Source organism: Paraglaciecola sp. (genome assembly GCF_039943935.1).
Classification (GTDB): Bacteria; Pseudomonadota; Gammaproteobacteria; order Enterobacterales; family Alteromonadaceae; genus Paraglaciecola.
In genome coordinates, this window is the sequence record NZ_JBDUZQ010000013.1 from 18,228 (window position 1) to 36,472 (window position 18,245).

Below are 18,245 nucleotides of genomic sequence, written 5' to 3' on the forward strand. Positions count from 1 at the left end.
AGACGTATTTTGAAAGGAAGCTTAGTAGTAAATATGGAGCAACCTCAACTTAAACCTGTATTCCTTAGTTTAATAGCCATCTTAGTTAGTTGGGTCTTTGTTTTTTGGCAGGGACTATCAACTGCTATTGATATCTGGCTTATATCTGAAATATTTAATCATTGCTTATTTGTTTTACCCGGCAGCGCCTATCTGATTTATTTGAAAAAAGACGAGTTGAACGTCAATCAAATTAAGCCTAATTATTTTGTTTTAATTTTATGCCTTGGTAGCTTGTTACTTTATGCAGTCGGCATTGCAGGTGATGTTAAATTATTTATGCATGTGGCAACTTTTACTTTTTTACCATTGGCTTTGTGGGCTTACTTAGGTAATAAAGTCGCTTTTCAAATCATGTTCCCATTAGTCTTCATCTTATTTTGTATTCCTGTCGGTGAGGAGCTCATTCCAACACTCCAAGAAGTCACAGCTGATTTATCTATGATAATGTTGAACTGGACAGGTATTCCAATTTATAGAACTGGTTTATATATAGAGATACCTCAAGGGAAGTTCTTAGTTGCTGAAGCTTGTTCTGGGATTAGTTTTTTTATCGCTTCTGTCGTAATCGGTTCTTTGTATTCTTATTTAAACTTAATTAATACAAAACGACGAATTATTTTTATGTCGATATCTATTTTGTTTCCTATTGTTGCGAATGCAATTCGAGTTTTTGGAATAATTCTAACGGGTTATTTAACCGATATGGAGCATGCTGTAGGCGCTGATCATCTTATCTACGGGTGGATATTCTTTTCTTTAGTTATAGTCTGTTTATTGGGCCTTGGTGAATTAGTTCGAGAAAAGCATCGTAAACCCGTAATTAATACAGAAAAAACAGATCCTTCCTCCAAGATCAATGTGAAAGGGTGTTATCAAGTATCAGCCATTACCATAATTATTATGTTCTCTTTCTTTATTTGGTTTAATTCAATTAATACTCAATTAAGTTTACGTGAGACAAGTCAAAACCTGAAAGTCTTGTTAATGACAGAGCAATCTATACCTTCAACTGATTATGAAAGTACATGGAAGCCAGAATTTAACCAGCCTTATCAAGAGTTTCAGTTTTTGAAAAAATTGAATGGTATACCTGTAGAGATATATATAGTGTGGTATCCAAAAGGGCATGGAGAGTTAATTAGCTCTCTTAATAGGTTATACCCTCAAAAAGTATGGACGTTAGAAAGCAAAAGCTCTTATCAACTTGATGACAATCTCAATATCGATTTATCCATGATTGTTAACCCTCATGGAAAGCGATTATTAAGTTATTGGTATGTTGTCGATGGTAAGGTGTTTACCAATAACCGAATGGCTAAACTCTATGAAATTTATAAAATATTAATGGGTAGCTATACGGGAAGTGGTTTAATCGCAATCTCTCAAATTACTGATTCTGTATCTATAAAACAAGATAAGCTTTATTTCAAAGGTTTAACTCAAGATAATTTTGTAGAGTTAAGTCAATATTTTGATTTTTAAAAAGTCAGGTTTACCGATGCAACCATTTCAACTTTTCCCCTCTGGAGTCAATTATGTTTTGACTACTCTGCAAAAAACAGAGTGGCGAGGAAAGTATAAGGTGTTTGTTTGGTTATCTAAATTTTTTCCTAATAAAGTAATTATACATAACATAGATAATAGACGATTTTGTGTGCCCGTGAGTGAATGGTGTTTTTGGCTAGAAAAGGGGCCAGAAAATTACTATCTAGATGAATTTTTGCCTTTTTGTGATGTATTGAACAATCTAAAGACTCCTTTTACCTTTTTTGATTTAGGGGCTGACATAGGTGTAGTGTCATCGTTAATCGTTTCTCATTGCTCTAAAGTTAAGAATATAATTGCTATTGAACCAAACCCACATTCATTTCCAATATTGAAAGCCAACTTAAAAGAAATGGGTAAACCATATGAATGTAAACAGGCTGCAGTCTCTAATTTTGTTGGGAATGCTAAGTTCTACTTTAATGAGAATCGCTCGAATGATCATGAAGGTTATATCGATGAAACTAGAGAAGGTGCAACCGACGTTCTTACATTAGATGCATGGCATGCGGGAAATAACGCTGTTTTTTTGGAAAATACATTAGTATTCAAGGTCGACGTGGAAGGGCAAGAGCTAGCTGTATTCGAAGGAGCTAAACGTTTAATTTCACAGGCTAAATCTTGTATTGTTTTATTAGAGATACATCCTGATGTGCTAGAGAGAATTGGGCAGACTCCTGAAGATATTTTTATTGCGGCTGAAAATACTGCGTGCTTTAAATGGTTTGTACCTGAATTAGGAAATAAGCCAATAGCCCGAAATTCTAGCTTTTATGAACAATTTGAATTAAAGCAGTATGATGTAATTGGTGTATCTCAAAATGGTGATATTTGAAACATAAGTTGATAACAAGTGCGGCTTTTTCTAGTGGAGCTAAATTTTTAAGTCGCATCATCGGATTAATTAGCACGCTTATCCTAGCGCGTATTCTCACACCAACAGATTTTGCAATGATAGCTATTATTGCAATTGTCATACATCTCTTCGATATATTGTCCCATACAGGGGCTGAGCAATATATAGTCCAAAAATCTAACGTATATGATGAAGACTTAAATACCGCGTGGACCTTGGATCTTTTGTTAAAGGTGTTGGTATGTTTCTCATTAATTATTTTGGCTCCATTCATCACCACTTTCTTTGATAAACCTGAGCTTACCATTGTTATACAAGTCGCATCGACAACACTCATTTTTAATGCCTTAAAAACCCCCGGGTTGTTACTACTAAAGAGAGGGTTAGAGTATAAAAAAATATTTTACCTATCCTTAGTGCAAAGAGTTATCAGTTTTATCATTGTTATTTTTGTTGCTTTTTACTGGCGTAATTACTGGGCTTTTGTGGTAGCTGACATAGTTGGCGCAATTGTTTTTACTATAGGCAGTTATAGGATCCACTCTTATCGTCCTTCTTTTAGTTTAATTAAAGTGAGTGAACAGTGGCTGTTTTCTAAATGGCTTTTAGGTAAATATATTGTCGGTTATTTAGGCTCTCAGGTTGATACTGTGCTTGTTGCTAAGTTTTTTGGAAATATCCAATTAGGTAATTACCATATGGCAAGAGATGTCGCTATGTTGCCTGGACATAATATTATAGGACCTGCCATTGAGCCTCTTTTAGCCGACTTTAAAGATCATAAAAATACTCCCAATAAACTGGGTAGAAGAGTAAGTAAGGTATTGTGTTTGGTAGCTTTTATTGTCGTTCCTATCACTTCTTTTATGCTTTTTTACCCTAGATTGATTATAGATGTATTGCTAGGTAAGCAGTGGGTAATAGCAGGTGAATTGCTTGGTGTTATGTCATTATTATTCTTTTACTATTGTTTTCTGCTGGTTATTGAAAGTGCCTTGACGGCTATAGGTCGAGTGAGAGTTCTTTTTTACTTTGATATCTTTAGTTTAATTTTGGTTGTAGTTACCCTACTGACTTATTTACAAATGTTTAATGATTTAAATCAAACCGTGTGGTTGCGAGTGTTGATTGGTCTTACATTAACACTTTTGATTGCAATGATATTGCATTCTTTCGTACCGCTTAAATTTATACAAGTTGGCATCACGCTAGTAGTATCCGGTGGGATATCTGGTATCTCTTTAGCCTTAAGTCATTGGGTAACAATGCAGATAGAGATAGGTCAAGTGATGATGCTTTTAGTCTCGGGATCAATATTTTGCGCTACATATACAGTGGTAACTGTTATCTTTTTGCCCAGATTAATGGGGACTACTTTAGGTAGCCTTATAGAAGAGTATCGTTAAGCTGAATTGGATAATGTTTCTAAGGCTCTTTTCCAGAAATGCTTCCTTGCTTTTGGCATCTTAGTTTTGTGACGTCATTGCTTTGTAATAATGTCATATTCTCTTTAAAATCAGTCGCTTACGGACTATTTTTTAAACTTTTCTACTTTTGATTACTTTAGCTGGGTTACCAGCAACGATTGCATAGTCTGGCACTTCGTTCACCACTACAGAGCCGGCCGCTACCACACATTTTTTTCCGACACTAGCCATAATTATCGAGCCGTTTCCTAGCCAGCTATCTTCTCCAATAGTCACTTTTTCAAACTTGCCTCCTTGATCCTTTAATGGGATGTCAATATCGTCAAAGTTATGTTGGCCCTTTCCACTTAGTATGTGCACCCCGCTGCCTATTAAGCAGTTTCTGTTAATTTTCGATTTTCCGATGTTGCATTGAGGGCCAATATAAGTGCCTGAGTATATTTCGGTGTCTTGTTGAGAAAATAAAGTGCCAAATCCTATTACTACGTCGTTATCGCAATAGGTCATTGTATATCTATAAAATGCGGCTCTTAGATATACACCAAACATTCCAGGAAAAAGACTGAAGAATTGTACAAAACTGGAAAACAAACCATCTGCAGAGCCAATTAAAGATAATAGCCAAAACAAACAATATATAGGTAACGCTAACAATTTGAATAAGATATGGGCTGCGGATTTTAATATGTTTTTCATTAGCTATTTTTGACCTTAACGCTTGTAACTTCGCTTAAAACGCTATCAAAAGGAGCAAGCACTCCCTCCCAAGCGTAATGTTGTTGTATTATTGCTAATGCATTGCCTGCAATTTCTTGGCTTAGTGCTTTATCTAACGTTAGGGTTTCAATTTCATTTATGAAGTCTTCGGGCGTAGCTGCAAGTAATATGTTTTCTTTGTCTTTACACCTGATGCCTTCTGCTCCCATCTGGGTAGATATTACGGGTATGCCGCAAGCGAATGCCTGTAACACTTTATTTTGTACGCCACGTGCGATCCTAAAGGGCCCTATAAATATGGTAGCTTGGTGAAAATATGGCAAAATATCATCAACAAAACCAGTGACAATAATTCCCTTCTGTTTACTTAAATTATTAACCTTATCAGATGGCGACATTCCGACAATATAAAATTTTGCTTCAGGCCATTTCGCTAATACTTGAGACCAAGCGTTTTCAACAAACCATACAACAGCATCGACGTTTGGTGCGTAATTCATTACACCTGTAAAAAGTAATACCGGTTGTTCTGAATGGATAGGTAGGAGAGCCGGTTTAAAAGTCTGAGTATCCATCCCGTTTTCAACAGCAAAAATGTTATCTGCGTTAGGCGCCCCTTTGCTAAATAGCTCTTTCTCAGTATTTGTAATAAAAAAGCAGGCATCAAAACGTTCAGCAATGTTAATTTCGAACTTGCTGATTAGTCTAGTTTCACGTTGATAGACCCATTTCATTGGTAAGGTTGAACGTTCGGAGTATTGTCGCCATTTGTCTGAATCTAAATCCATAAAATCCATCAAAAGGGCGGGGCATGGGTTTTCTGCAAGCCAATGACTTTTAAATACGTATTCAGCCATACTAGAAGCAGTACATACTATGGCATCGAACTTTTTGTTTTTGACTAGTTTATCAAACGTCTGTTGTAAATTTTTGCTATAAAAATTAGCCACACTAAGGGCTTTGCCTTTTACTAAACCAGTACTTAGCCTAAGTAGTTTGTTAGATAGCTTAACACCATCGGCTACCTGGCAATATTGTTGCTCAAGTGTATAAAAAAAATCGAGTTCTTGTTCTTCTTCAAACGGAGCCAGTACATGAATATTATGCCCATTATCACCAAGAAATTTAAGTTGATTAAAGGTTCGTATTTTTTCCCCTTTATTAGGTGGAAAAGGCACTCTGTGAGATAAAAATAAGATATTCATCATCGTGGATTCACTTGTTTTGATTGGTTAAGAACGACTGAAGTCGTTAATGTTAAGTCTTGACCGTTTTATTGCTGACAAGAAAAAACAATAACATAAAAAACAGACTACTCACTCGGCTAGAATCCAGTGGGTCGCCAAACATCCCAAACGCTAGATAAGCTAATATTATACTTGCGATTGCCCCATTTAAAGGTTGGCTCTCTACGGGGCTAGCAATCACTTTTTTGGTTGCAATTCCTAACATAATTACAAACAGTAGACTACCTATTGCACCTAACTGATAGAATACGGATAAATATATGTTTTTTATGTGCCATGGTAAATGTTCAAAATCATGGTAGAAGAACCAATGATCCGTTCCTTTAGAAAAGTGACTATTAGTAACAGTTGAATCTAAGCTATTATCTAATAACTCAATACTCTTTATCGCTAGTGGGGCTGGCCCTTTCTTGTACCTTAGTAGCATGACTGTAGGTAGGCGCTTAATGCCGATATTGGAGCCAACTGTTTTACTGTTGATGATTGTTGAAATTGATAGTGTATCTTCGCTAGAGGGAATTTTAATTCTCTGAGCTTCGCAGTTGACCGCCCAATATTCGAAGATGATTAAATTTCGTTCGCATAAAGAGGCGACTAATTCAGTTTTAGTAGTAATGGAATGCGAATCGAGTTCAATGTTCAATCTGTATTGAGTGTTGGGTGTTAATTCAAGTCGTTGTCCAAAAGCTAAATCTTCGCCTGGGCCAAGTAGTAGAATGTTCTCTTTTCCATTTGTTGTTAAAGTGTAGCTTCCAATACGACGAACCAAGTCAGGTTGATTGGTGACATAATTTGACGGAAAACTGCCTAAGCCATTGCCCATAACTATATCTTTGAAAGACCACTGAGAAGAGTCAATAACAGTGTTCCAATGGGCAACCCTAGTATCTAAATCTCTTGATGTGGTATCCATTCTCATTTGAATTCGTGTGCCACCAATAGCAACAGTCAATATTGCTGAAATTATAATAATGGTTAAGTGATGGTAAAAAGGACTTTTACCTTTTTGTAATGAGGGATAATTAGCAATAAATATAGTGATAATGATGCCGCTTAAGGCAACAAATAACAAAAACATATTATCATTTGTTTTTTCTACCCATTTACTATCGTAAAAGCTATCAATGCATATATAAATAATTAGAATATTTATCATTAAAATTATAGGCCAATAGGCCTGGTTTAGTTTAGCTCTATATTGATTCACAAACATGGTTAGAATTAGGCCGAGGGCTGCAGCGCCAATGACGTAATAACCTGTTTGTGCATAAGCAAACCAAACACTGATGATATAAATTCCATAAGTGCATAACTTGAAAACAGGGAATGAGTTCATTTGATTTTTTTTTGCTTTTAATTCCCAAGCAAAATGCATAGTGGCAAAAGCTAGTAGACCAATTGTAGTGGCTACATATGTTGCGCGAGTGAAACCTACCAAAACACAATATAGAATACTAAGTAGTCCAACTAGAGCGAACACTTTGGCCTTATGAGACTTATACACATAAACGCCTAATAAATTAAGCGGGGCAAGTAGTAAGAATATACCATCTAAACTCTCGCCTCCTGTATGCATATCAGCCATGACTCCTGTCATGCGATAGGCACCAGAAAAATTTAGAAATGAATGAGCCACTTTCATCCAAGGGGTGTTATCAAGCAATACTCCAAAAGTCTTTCTTTCCCACAGTGCAATAATAAAAAGCAATATAGAGGTTAATACTGCGGCAAAAATCAGATAGGACACAACTAATTTTCTATCTTGTTGGCATTGCTTTATTAGTATCCAACAAAGGCTTAACCCATAGGCTATACCTTTTGTCACGGATAAGGGGTAAGCCTCTGAAAAATAAAAGTTTTGAGTTGTGGGGCCAAACAACGTAGCAAGTGGGACATGGGTGATGGATATCAAACAAAAAGCAGTAACAATAAAAGGGATTAACATATTATATGTTTGTCCCATGTTTGGTGATCTAAGTGTATTCAATAGTCCTACTGCAACGGTAATCAACACGAACATGTCGTGTTCGTTAAAGATAAACCTACCGCTCCACGGAGATAAGCTTAAACCAACTGTAATTAACGGTAGAACAATTATCCAGCTCAGTGGCTTGTAAAATAATAAACCCACATAAAGTATGATTGCAATTAGTAGAGATAGTTGAGCAATGGGAAAATACCATAGGGCGCACAATGACAAAGCTGCAAGAAGGATACTGGGTGTAATAACACAGATTTTCATGCTGGTAGATATCGAAGTAGGAGCACTGATAGTCAAACTTATTCCTTCTTTTTTAAATAAATTTCAATACTGATTAAACGACAATATGCGCGTTCTTCCAACTCTAGCCTGCACAATCTATCATTGATCGCATTATTGCATAAGGACATTATGCCAGACAGCGAAAAAGTTATTTTAATACCGTTCTTTGTTGCTAGTGTTCCCAGTGGCAATTCGGATGAGTTTATTTAAAGGGCGTATATTGTATATACATATTGTCGAGCTATGAGATGAAAGTCGTTTTATAAGCTTAGCGACTTTTAGGTCTATGCATACTCGAAAGTTGGCATAATGACTGACATTTTGGAGTAGAGTGAATGGAAGGGTAAGATAATTGTTTATTTTGAGTCATATTGAATGAATTAAACAGAATCTTATATTTTAAATTGTGGTGTTAAGTCTATTTAGGTTATTACCTTCTCATGGGGTATCGAGACTTTAGTATCGAATAATATAATGAAACTTTAAGTTACACTGCTATGATTTATCATGAGGTTTATGACAGTAGCAGCGAAGTTCATGTTGTCAATTTATTATGAATGAAAGCCATTTTTAGTTGAGTTATCGAATATTGACATCACTCAGAAGTATTTAAAATTAATTTTTAGACAATGCAAAGTGTTTAAGTTCACAAAAGTAAGATGATTACAAAATGATTAGTGTTTTAATGTTTTATGGAACGTTCATAGCATGCATTGCTCTAGCTTTCCGAAAGTCTGCCGTGTTTATTTTTGTATTGTATCAAGGCGTTTATTTTTTTAATCCTGCCACAAAGTGGTGGGGGAAAAGTATTCCAGATCTTAGTTATTCTTTCTATATCGTTCTTTTATTGATATTAATCGTAATGATGAATTTTTCTAAAATAATTGAAAATAACCCGTTGAAAGTCCCTCAGTTACGTTGGTTATATATAGTTGTATTGTTATATGTTGGCGCTTCAGTCTACGCGGTGTTGCCTGTACCACATTCAATTGCAGTAGAGGCTTTCGTCACCTTAGCAGTAATAGTTTCATTGGGGTACATTCTTTGTGACACTGAGAAAAAGTTAGATTATTTAATCTATGGCTATCTGTATGGAGCGTTTTATCTATCATTTTATGTATTTCAGTTTGGTCGCAATTCAGGCAGCCGGGTTGAAGGCGTGGGAATGGTTGATGCCCCAGATTCCAATGGTGTTTCTGCTGCATTAGCCCCCGCGGTGGTTTTGTGTCTTTATTATTTCTGGGTTAACTCTAACGTGAAAATAAAAGCCCTATTTGCGATTATCGGAGTGTTTGTAGCGAATGCGCTAATACTAATAAATAGTAGAGGCGCTTTCCTTGGTGTGTCAGTAGGGCTTAGTGTATTTATTTGGAGTATGTATTTCTCCTCTTTTCAGAGAAAAAATCAGAAACTTACCGTGATTGCTATCGTTATTTTAGGCCTAGCCGGTTCAACAGTTATTATTGATGATGGATTTATCAAACGAATGCAAACATTAATGGTCGAAACAGAAGTAGACGAAGAAAAAGAATCGGGTGCTACTCGAACTGCTTATTGGGTAGCCGCTATTGAAATGTCTAAAGATTATCCCTTTGGCGCAGGTCGAGCTGGTTTTAATTACTACGCACCAGTATATATTCCCGAAAATATCAATACTGGGGGCAGTAAACATCGTTCTGTTCATTCCACTTGGTTCGAAACATTGAGCGAAATTGGTTACCCTGGAATAATCGCATTTATGATGATGTTATGGGGGGCTTATAAAACGACACAGGCAGCTAAGAAAAAATTAAAGGGTGTTGGGAATGTTGATGCGTATTTTAAAATACTTGCGATACAGTGTGCTCTTATTACCTTTATTGTAACAATGACATTTCTAAATAGGTTAAGAGCAGAAGTTTTATATTGGATTATTTTGTACACAGCGTGTGTGTACAATGTGTATATTTTAAAACCTCAAGAAACAAAAAATGTGAATCCTGATTAGGTTGTGAGTAAGCATTGGTGTCGATAAATAACGGTTTTCGGTGTTAAAGGTGTAGTTGTTGTAATGAAGAATAAAAGTATGTATCTAACGTATAGGTTTATTAGCGTCTCCCTCATTATTGTTGGAGCAACTTTGCTGACAATTAATTTTATTGGCTTAACTAAAAATATCCGAAGCGAGTTTGTCCACAAGACAGATACAAGGTTTGATAATGAGAAGCTGATAACATTTGAAGAAGCAATGGAAACATTACCTAAAGGGGATAAAGAGCAGTCAGATGATTACTTATTAAGGCTAACAAAACTCATATCGGAAAGCCTTTTGCATATTAACTGGCATGCAGAAGAAGATACAGATAGGTTTCATCAACTCATCCCTATATGGGAAAATTATTTTCTTTATTTCATGGGTAAGTTCTCTAACATTCCTGAGTATCAAAAATATCACTATGCTGATTATGAGCGAAGTATTAGAAGAGGAGTAGGTATCTGTGGTGATGCATCTATGGTTATGTCCCAATTACTTACTCAGTCTAATATAAAAAATAAAATAATTTCATTTCCTGGTCATGTTGTAGTCATGGCTCAAACCAGTGACAATAGTGAAATAGTGTTGGATCCTGATTATGGCGTTGTATTGCCTTATACTCTCAGTGAAATAAACCAAAAGCCTGCCCTAATAGGAGATTTTTATACACAAGCAGGATATAAAGCTTCTGATGTAAGAGTATTGCAGCGCATTTATGGTAACTCTTATCAAAAATGGAGTGGAGTTGAACACTTTATTACTAATAAATATTACTTTGAAAAATTAGCTTACGCGTTGAAGTGGCCTTTCCCTATTTTACTCGTTGTATTTGGACTATTTTTAATGAGATGGAATATGCGGGTTACTTCCAATGTTCAAGGTTGACGTCTAACAAGCTTTCCAGGTTCTCGATATCTTGTGTGAAATCTTTTTTGTATTCAGCTAGATCATTTTTGTTATTGGTTTTTGTATTGCCTTGAAATTTTTTCTTTATCAACTCAGAAAAAGGAGACTTTTTCACAAGTTCGATGATAAAACTTAAGCCTAGGCGGTTAAGTTTGTCTTGTAAATCAGGCAGCACTATACGATTAATTCTCTGATTAATTTTCTCAGGAACGAAGTCAGCGTTAACATCAATAAATTTATAAACGCTAGAAACAAAGTTCTCAGGTTGCTTGCTGATATCGTCGTAAAACTTAACTAATACATGTTTGTTACCAAAAATTTCAAATACATTTTGTAAATGTTGTGATTGATTGCTTAGATATTTAATCACATTAAACTGCTGGTAAGCATCCTTGAAACTCAGACCTTGAAAAGGCCCCATAGAACTAAGTTGATAGTGAGAAAAGGCTCTAGAGACGGGTTCACGTAAAATAAAAATAATTTTCACGTTAGGGTAATGCTCTTTTATCCTTAATAATGCAGTTTTGTCGTGATAATAGTTTGGGGTAACTTCACCTACAACTAGGTTTTTATTGTTTTCATCGGCTTCTAAAAAATGAGATTGGTAGTACTCCAAACCTTTTTCATAATGGGTATTAAAAAAGTGTAATTCTTTTTGTTCAGGTACGAATACGTCGGGGTGTTCTGATAAACATTCATGTAGCCAAGTTGTTCCTGCTCTCTGTGAACCGATACAAATAAAATGGGGTTTTTCAATTGGCGAGTTCTTCTTCATAATTCAAAAATCTATCATTATTACACTTTTTATTAGTCTACTTCGTCGGCAAGAACAGTACAAATAGATATTTAAATGACGTAATTAGAGTGATTTTTTAAGATATTTTTCAAGTGATACATCACAAGTAATAGGGCTATGGTGGGACTTACAACAAAGTTTAGAATAGTTCTGTTACTGGTTCGGCTCTCAATTGATGATTAGGTTCTTTAATAGACTGCTGATCTAGTATTTTTTCACGTCTCTTTGTTATCTATCAGAACCAAGTGTGTAGACATAATTATACTGTAATAGCTTGACTATAAAGCGCTTTAAGTAAGCTTTTAATTTGCTGATACGGGTCGGTTCTAGTTTATCTTACATAACTGTAAGATATCAGGTTAGCTGGCAAAACAGTTTGTAGTTAATAATGAAGTGTTCATTTTGTGGATAAGTTTCATTTTAAATGTTTATTGTACATCGGGTTAAATAACCGAGTATGTTTCTATCGTGCTTTGATTGGCATGGTAAAAAAAGGAGAAACCTCTAGAATATAATAAGCTGATACACTTAATGACAACTGAGGCAATTCGCTCAATGCCGACATTATTTAGCCATATTTATACTTTTAGGCATAATACAGCCGTAATCAATGATAGCGGAGAGGATTATAGTTATGCGAAATTATATGCTGATGCAATAGTATGTACTGAACAGTTAGGGCAAGAGTCAAAGCTTGTTTTTATTAACGCTCGAAACAATTATTCGACAATTGTTGCCTATGTCGCCTGTATGTTAGGGGGGCATCCTGTTTTATTAGTCGCTGCAGATAATCATCAACAACTTGAAGAGCTCGCTTATTCATACCAGCCTAATTTTATTGTTAATACTCATACAGACACACCTGAATTTAAAGTTTATAACCCGAAAACAATTCAATTGCATGACGAGCTTTGTTTACTCTTGAGCACATCGGGATCGACAGGCTCCCCCAAATTAGTCAAGATATCGCATAGTAATATTATATCGAATAGTGACGCTATCATTCGTTACTTAAAGGTCACCAATACTGACCGTGCTATTACCTCACTGCCTATTCATTATTCTTATGGGTTATCAATCGTAAATATTCATCTTCGAGTAGGGGCTTCAATTGTCCTCACGGGTTTGTCTGTGACGAATGAAAATTTTTGGAATATTTACAAACAATTCAGCGTGACGAGTTTTTCTGGTGTGCCTTATAGTTTCCAAGCATTATTTTCGGTAAATTTTGATTTCTCATCAGCTCCATCTACTCGTTATGTGACTCAAGCAGGAGGGAAGTTATCTCAAAATGTAATATTGCATTTTGCTAATCAATTAAAACTCACCAACAAACTATTTTTTATAATGTACGGTCAAACTGAAGCATCTCCGCGGATTAGTTATTTACCTCCAGAACAGGTGTTTGAGCATTCAGATTGTATTGGTGTTGCAATCCATGGCGGTAATTTAACGTTACATGACGATAAGGAAAAAGAGATTACGGACTCAGGAGTTGCTGGTGAGCTAATTTATCGCGGCCCTAATATAATGATGGGGTACGCACTTAGTCAGAATGATTTCGCTTCAATGGAGTATATGGAAGCCTTGCATACTGGGGATATCGCATTAAGAAAAAGCAATGGGCTGTTTAAAATTATTGGTCGCGTGTCTCGTTTTGTTAAACCTTTTGGAATACGAGTAAACTTAGATGATATTCAAAATAAGTTATCAAATACCGACGCTATCGTTGCTGTAACCGGAAATGACGAGAAAATATTAGTTGTAATTCAAACAGAGGACAAAACTTTAATCTCATCAATTTCTCATCAAATATCATTAAGTTATACATTGCCCCCTGAGATTTTTCAAATCGAGATGGTAAGTACGATACCTAGGTTGTCAAACGACAAGTTTGACTATAAATATCTTCTAAAGCTTTTTGTAGAAGGTGTTAAGCAAAAATCAAGTACACGGTTATTTTTAGGTGAATTTAAAAAAGAAGTCCTTATTTTGTTAGGATTAGCTGAAAAGCCTTGGGACAGTGTTGCAGATATATACAGCTCTATTCTAAATAACCCTACATGCGATGATTTAAGTACGTTTAGGTCTCTCTCCGGTGATTCCTTGTCATACGTTGCTGTTTCAAGTGCACTTGAGCAATACCTTGGTAATTTACCTGACAACTGGCACAACATGAGTATTCAATCATTACAAGATTCTAGGTATGGCAATGAGTTTTAATTATTTTACTTCGTTTCGCACAATTGAAGTCACAGATTTCCTGAAAGCGTTAGGAATTTGTTTAGTGGTACTTAATCACTCTAGTTGGCATAATCTAGAAGGTGGCCTTAATATCCTGATACTCATATCTGGCCTAAATTTTGCGCGTTTTTCCCTAAAGAAAGATAACACTGAACTAGCTGTAGATATTGCAAGGTTACTTAAAAAGTTATTGATACCCAGTTTATTACTAATGGGGTTTTATAGTTTACTTTTCAATAAGTTTGATTGGAAAGAGATTCTGTTAATTAGTAACTTTTTCTATACTCAAAAAATAGCTGCTTTCCCTGTTTGGTATGTACAAGTGATTACTCAACTAATGTTAGTCATCGCCTTAATCGCATTTGTGTTCAATTTTGCTAAGTGGACTCGCATATCGCTTTTGGGTTTTAGTCTTGTAATGTTATTTTTTTCAATATTGATTCCACCATTTATAGATCAATATTTAAGTAGTGCAGAGCTTTTTTGGAAGTTACCTCACTATATTGCTTGGAATTTTATTTTGGGTTGGGTTGTGTGGGCAAGTATTGAGGACGAAAATCAATCACCACTAAAATTATGTATATGCTGGTTACTGATTGTTATTAGTGCATTTATTGTGTTTCAACTATACCAAGAAATCTCAATAAATCGATTTTTAATATTCTCTAGCTTCGCGACAGTGCTTTTATTGTTTAAAAAAATACAAGTACCAACAATTTTTTATCGACCAATTGTAATTTTAGCTAGTGCTGTGTTTTACATTTTCTTATTACACGGCGGTATCATGTATTTCATTCAAATTTTGATGATAGATCATTTTAGTTATGCCACAGTCGCTGTGTGTAAATTCTTTATATCAATATCATTATGCTGTGTGCTTTTTATACTAGTTACTGCGACTTTAAATGCTTTGAAGACCGTTAGAGAAAGTTCGAGTAAAGTGAGTAACAACAGCTAGCAAAATGGTTTAGTCAAGTTTGATGACATCAGGTATTATAGGGGCATATCGGAGTTTTAAATTTAGAGGATGATTATATCAATTCTATAATTTTACTTTTTTCGCCTTTTTAAATAATTATATCCGCCATATATACGTTTCTTCCACTTATAGAGACTCCCATCAGTCGGCGCTTTATTATTGCCTTTATTAAAATATGATTTAACATCATGTGATAAATCCCAATAAATCATTTTCATGGCATTAAACTCAAAAGATAGTAAGTATTTGACTAAAAATGCTCCTTGGCCAATTAAGTAGTTTCTTTTTAAAGTAATCCTAGCGTCATCTGTTCGACGGCCATGGTTATGGTAAACAAACCAATCAGGACAATAGATTATATCTTTTCCACTCAACCAAATGCGGTAATAATAATCTGTATCTTCCGCCGAGCCACATTTACTTCCTGCGCCAAGGTAGGTGTCAAATTTTCCTACTTTATCCATGACATCTTTTGAAAATAACATACAGCAACCATGCACGAATCCAAATAAATTCAAACCACCCGTATATTTTTCGTGCTGTTTACTTGTTTTGATTGTTATTGGTAAATCTTTATCGTTAAATAACTCAACTCGGCCACCAATCATCCCAGCATTTGGATATTGTTGAATACTTGTGAGTAGATTAATTAAAAAGCTCTCTGGTAAAACCAGATCATCGTCAATTGTGCAAATATAATCAGTGTTAACTTCAATTGCATCTATGGCCGCATTTCTGGCGTTACTCAGCCCTTTTTTCTTTTGATTTATATAAAATAATTCAAAAGGGCATTCAATCGTATCGACCAAGTTTTTGAGATTTCCATCTCCACTATTATCTACTAATAAAATACTGAAACTAATTTCGGTTGAAGGCGTTATTTGGGCTATTGAGTCGAAAAGGCGACGAATATCATTGTGCCTATTTAAGGTGGGGATGATGCCAACCAATTTCATTTATTGCCTACTCTTTTAATACTATGATGCTAACTTACCTAGTTTATCTGAATATTTAAATGGAATCTTATTACTAGAGAAATATTTTAATCTCTGCCAAGTAAGGTTCTCAGGTATCTTCTAACTCTATGATGTATAGGTGGGCTAGGAGGTTTTCTATTTAACGCATAGGTTAGTGCTTCACTTAATAGTATTTTTTCTGGAAATGGCTCTAGTGCTTTTAGGTTTTCTAACACAAACTCTCTGGCACTGTGGCTATTAATAGGTATCGCTCTAACTTTTTCTTGAGTGAGTTTATCGGGAAACGCTGGACTGTGCTCTAATGCATCATATATTTCTAAATTAATCATTGTGCGAATACATTTCTCACACTTGCAACAATTATATGCACTGTTAGGGTTACGCCAACACACTCTGAGGCTTTCAAGGGCTAAACTGTTTGTAGCAATTAGCTTAGCTTTATCTATACGTTTTGCTTCACAACCGTCATGAATAAACTTTAAGTTAGAGGAGCTCCATTGAGGATCTAGTAATGGATGGGTGCCCCAAGGAAACAGGTTACCATAGTGATAAGATGAAGGAATGGTAATAGATTCAAACTCGTGGCTTAACAAGTGACCTATGCTTATTAATGCGGCACCATGTCCTAATTCCCCCCAAGTCACATATTTATCTAAGTAATCTCGTAGATTAGTTTCGATTTCAATGAGGTTGACATTATTTTGTTCCGCAATCTTGTGGAGTTGAGCGGACGTTTTTGTTCTTAATTCATGATCTGAGAGTTTAATGTCATAACCATGTACAAATATCAGATCTGTAATTTTGTTTTGATGCTTTAGAAAACTGTAAAACGAGTCCATTCCACCAGAGAAAAACATGCCGTGTCTTTTAAAGTTATGAGGGTTAACCTTAGTTTCAGAGGAATTAAATACAGGGAGAGAGGTAGCCTGGTTGTGCTCAAAGTCTACTTGAGCAAAGTTTTCATGCCAGCTTTTGTAAATATTTTGAACGGTGTACTGACCAGCTTTAAAGTATGTATCCAATTCTGCTTCTAAAAATACTTTGGGTATTCCTTGTTGCATGGCTGGTAGTAATGTAATCGTAGCTTCCACTTCTGCAGACATAACTAATGGGTGTTTACTTTTAAAATATATTTCTTTGGGGGCAGATTTGTTCTGAATGTTCACAACAAAACCAGCTCCATCAGGCAGTAAGCTTGATGAAACATAGAGCTGAGAACTCTTAACGTTGTTAGACATACTCTGTTCCATTATAGGTGATCTTTTAAGTCATCAACTTCGTTAAGTAGGAAAGTTAAATCGGACTCTGTCATCCAGGTATGATGAAAGTTTGAAATCTTCCCTCCTAAAGAATCAAAGGTGCAATTTTTTATACCGAGCAGGGTACTCATTATAAAAGCATGCAGACGGTCGGTTACTACTTGTTCACCTTGACTAAGCAATGCTATTCCTCGGGTGAGATTGGTGTGAGCATAATGTAGGCGTAGTTTTTCATAAAATGGTTGTATTAACTTGGTTTGGCTAGGGTAGCGTTTGATTAAATAGCATAACCAAAGGTTTAGTTTGCTCTGTAATGGGGCTTTTTCGACAACCCAATCAGAATAAGAGTAGGTTAGCGCCTTGGCTTTTAATAATTGGTTAATTGCCTCAGTTTTATTCACTAAAAGTTCTTTGTCTTCACGAAGTAAGCAGAACACATCAGACTTTGCTGGCAGACGCACTATCGTTGGTAAATAGAAAGCCATATCGGGTATTAACTCAGTTGTACAACTGAAGTTATGTCGCGCAAACTCCAAACTTTTTTTATCTCTTACAAACAATGAATAGTGAGCACATTTTGCTATAGCATCTGCCGTTTCTTTGATTGAGTCTTGGGTTTCAAAGTGAATACTTTGTGGAAATTGTATTAACCTTTTATGTGAAAATTCATTCATTATAGCAAGTCGAAGTTTTTGGTGACGTTTCCAAAGATCACCAAAATTTCCTCCACCTTGAAAAAATATACAATCAGCTTGTTCTAAAAGATATTTTTGCCCTTTAGCGTAACTTCTATGGTCAATAAAGTGTACTTTAGCTTGTGGAAAATGAATGTTTAGAAAATTCAATTGTCCCAGGAAAATTGCACTATCACCTATGTTTGGATAATCTGGCGGATCAACTAATACAATACTTAAAATGTTCTCAGGTACGCATGGCATTAATGTCTGTTTAATGATGTTTTTTAAAAACATAT

14 protein-coding genes are annotated in these 18,245 nt (G+C 35.4%); 7 read left to right on the forward strand and 7 right to left on the reverse strand.

Annotated features, from left to right (window positions below; genetic code table 11):
* Positions 1-9: 9 nt before the first annotated feature.
* The 3 genes from xrtA to ABJD71_RS07520 are packed head-to-tail and all read left to right on the forward strand — an operon-like array spanning position 10 to position 3,849.
* Positions 10-1,524 (forward strand): exosortase A, encoded by a 1,515-nt coding sequence (gene xrtA / locus ABJD71_RS07510; protein WP_348166889.1) that lies wholly within the window; start codon positions 10-12, stop codon positions 1,522-1,524.
* Between the two features lie 16 nt (positions 1,525-1,540).
* Entirely contained in the window at positions 1,541-2,422 is an 882-nt protein-coding gene (locus tag ABJD71_RS07515; protein WP_348166892.1) for an FkbM family methyltransferase, read from the forward strand.
* Entirely contained in the window at positions 2,419-3,849 is a 1,431-nt protein-coding gene (locus ABJD71_RS07520) for an oligosaccharide flippase family protein (protein WP_348166895.1), read from the forward strand. The genes ABJD71_RS07515 and ABJD71_RS07520 overlap by 4 nt, the downstream gene beginning before the upstream one ends.
* A 132-nt stretch (positions 3,850-3,981) precedes the next feature.
* Here ABJD71_RS07520 and ABJD71_RS07525 read toward each other — a convergent pair whose 3' ends face one another.
* The 3 genes from ABJD71_RS07525 to ABJD71_RS07535 are packed head-to-tail and all read right to left on the reverse strand — an operon-like array spanning position 3,982 to position 8,112.
* Complete coding sequence (locus ABJD71_RS07525) at positions 3,982-4,566, reverse strand: acyltransferase (RefSeq protein WP_348166898.1); 585 nt, start codon at positions 4,564-4,566, stop codon at positions 3,982-3,984.
* Positions 4,566-5,795: a TIGR03087 family PEP-CTERM/XrtA system glycosyltransferase gene (locus ABJD71_RS07530; protein WP_348166900.1), complete on the reverse strand. Its 1,230-nt coding sequence runs from the start codon at positions 5,793-5,795 to the stop codon at positions 4,566-4,568. The genes ABJD71_RS07525 and ABJD71_RS07530 overlap by 1 nt, the downstream gene beginning before the upstream one ends.
* 49 nt (positions 5,796-5,844) lie before the next feature.
* Entirely contained in the window at positions 5,845-8,112 is a 2,268-nt protein-coding gene (locus tag ABJD71_RS07535; protein ID WP_348166903.1) for a hypothetical protein, read from the reverse strand.
* 655 nt (positions 8,113-8,767) lie between these two features.
* Here ABJD71_RS07535 and ABJD71_RS07540 point away from each other — a divergent pair.
* Complete coding sequence (locus ABJD71_RS07540) at positions 8,768-10,084, forward strand: O-antigen ligase family protein (protein ID WP_348166906.1); 1,317 nt, start codon at positions 8,768-8,770, stop codon at positions 10,082-10,084.
* Between the two features lie 63 nt (positions 10,085-10,147).
* Entirely contained in the window at positions 10,148-10,996 is an 849-nt protein-coding gene (locus tag ABJD71_RS07545; protein WP_348166909.1) for a hypothetical protein, read from the forward strand.
* On the opposite strand, the gene ABJD71_RS07550 is transcribed toward ABJD71_RS07545, so the two are convergent.
* Positions 10,974-11,792 (reverse strand): sulfotransferase, encoded by an 819-nt coding sequence (locus ABJD71_RS07550; protein WP_348166912.1) that lies wholly within the window; start codon positions 11,790-11,792, stop codon positions 10,974-10,976. The genes ABJD71_RS07545 and ABJD71_RS07550 overlap by 23 nt on opposite strands.
* A gap of 576 nt (positions 11,793-12,368) precedes the next feature.
* On the opposite strand from ABJD71_RS07550, the gene ABJD71_RS07555 reads away from it, so the two are divergent.
* Positions 12,369-14,036 carry an AMP-binding protein gene (locus ABJD71_RS07555; protein WP_348166915.1) on the forward strand — a complete coding sequence of 556 codons (1,668 nt, stop codon included), beginning with the start codon at positions 12,369-12,371 and terminating at the stop codon, positions 14,034-14,036.
* Positions 14,026-15,015, forward strand: a complete 990-nt coding sequence (locus ABJD71_RS07560) for an acyltransferase family protein (protein ID WP_348166917.1) — start codon at positions 14,026-14,028, stop codon at positions 15,013-15,015. The genes ABJD71_RS07555 and ABJD71_RS07560 overlap by 11 nt, the downstream gene beginning before the upstream one ends.
* A 92-nt stretch (positions 15,016-15,107) precedes the next feature.
* Here ABJD71_RS07560 and ABJD71_RS07565 read toward each other — a convergent pair whose 3' ends face one another.
* The 3 genes from ABJD71_RS07565 to ABJD71_RS07575 all read right to left on the reverse strand — a co-directional run bounded on the left by ABJD71_RS07565 (position 15,108) and on the right by ABJD71_RS07575 (position 18,243).
* Positions 15,108-15,992, reverse strand: coding sequence for a glycosyltransferase (locus ABJD71_RS07565; RefSeq protein ID WP_348166920.1), 885 nt, complete (start codon positions 15,990-15,992; stop codon positions 15,108-15,110).
* Between the two features lie 86 nt (positions 15,993-16,078).
* Entirely contained in the window at positions 16,079-17,251 is a 1,173-nt protein-coding gene (locus tag ABJD71_RS07570; RefSeq protein ID WP_348166923.1) for a hypothetical protein, read from the reverse strand.
* Between the two features lie 11 nt (positions 17,252-17,262).
* On the reverse strand, positions 17,263-18,243 hold the full coding sequence (locus ABJD71_RS07575) for a polysaccharide pyruvyl transferase family protein (protein WP_348166926.1): 981 nt from the start codon (positions 18,241-18,243) through the stop codon (positions 17,263-17,265).
* Positions 18,244-18,245 lie beyond the last annotated feature (2 nt).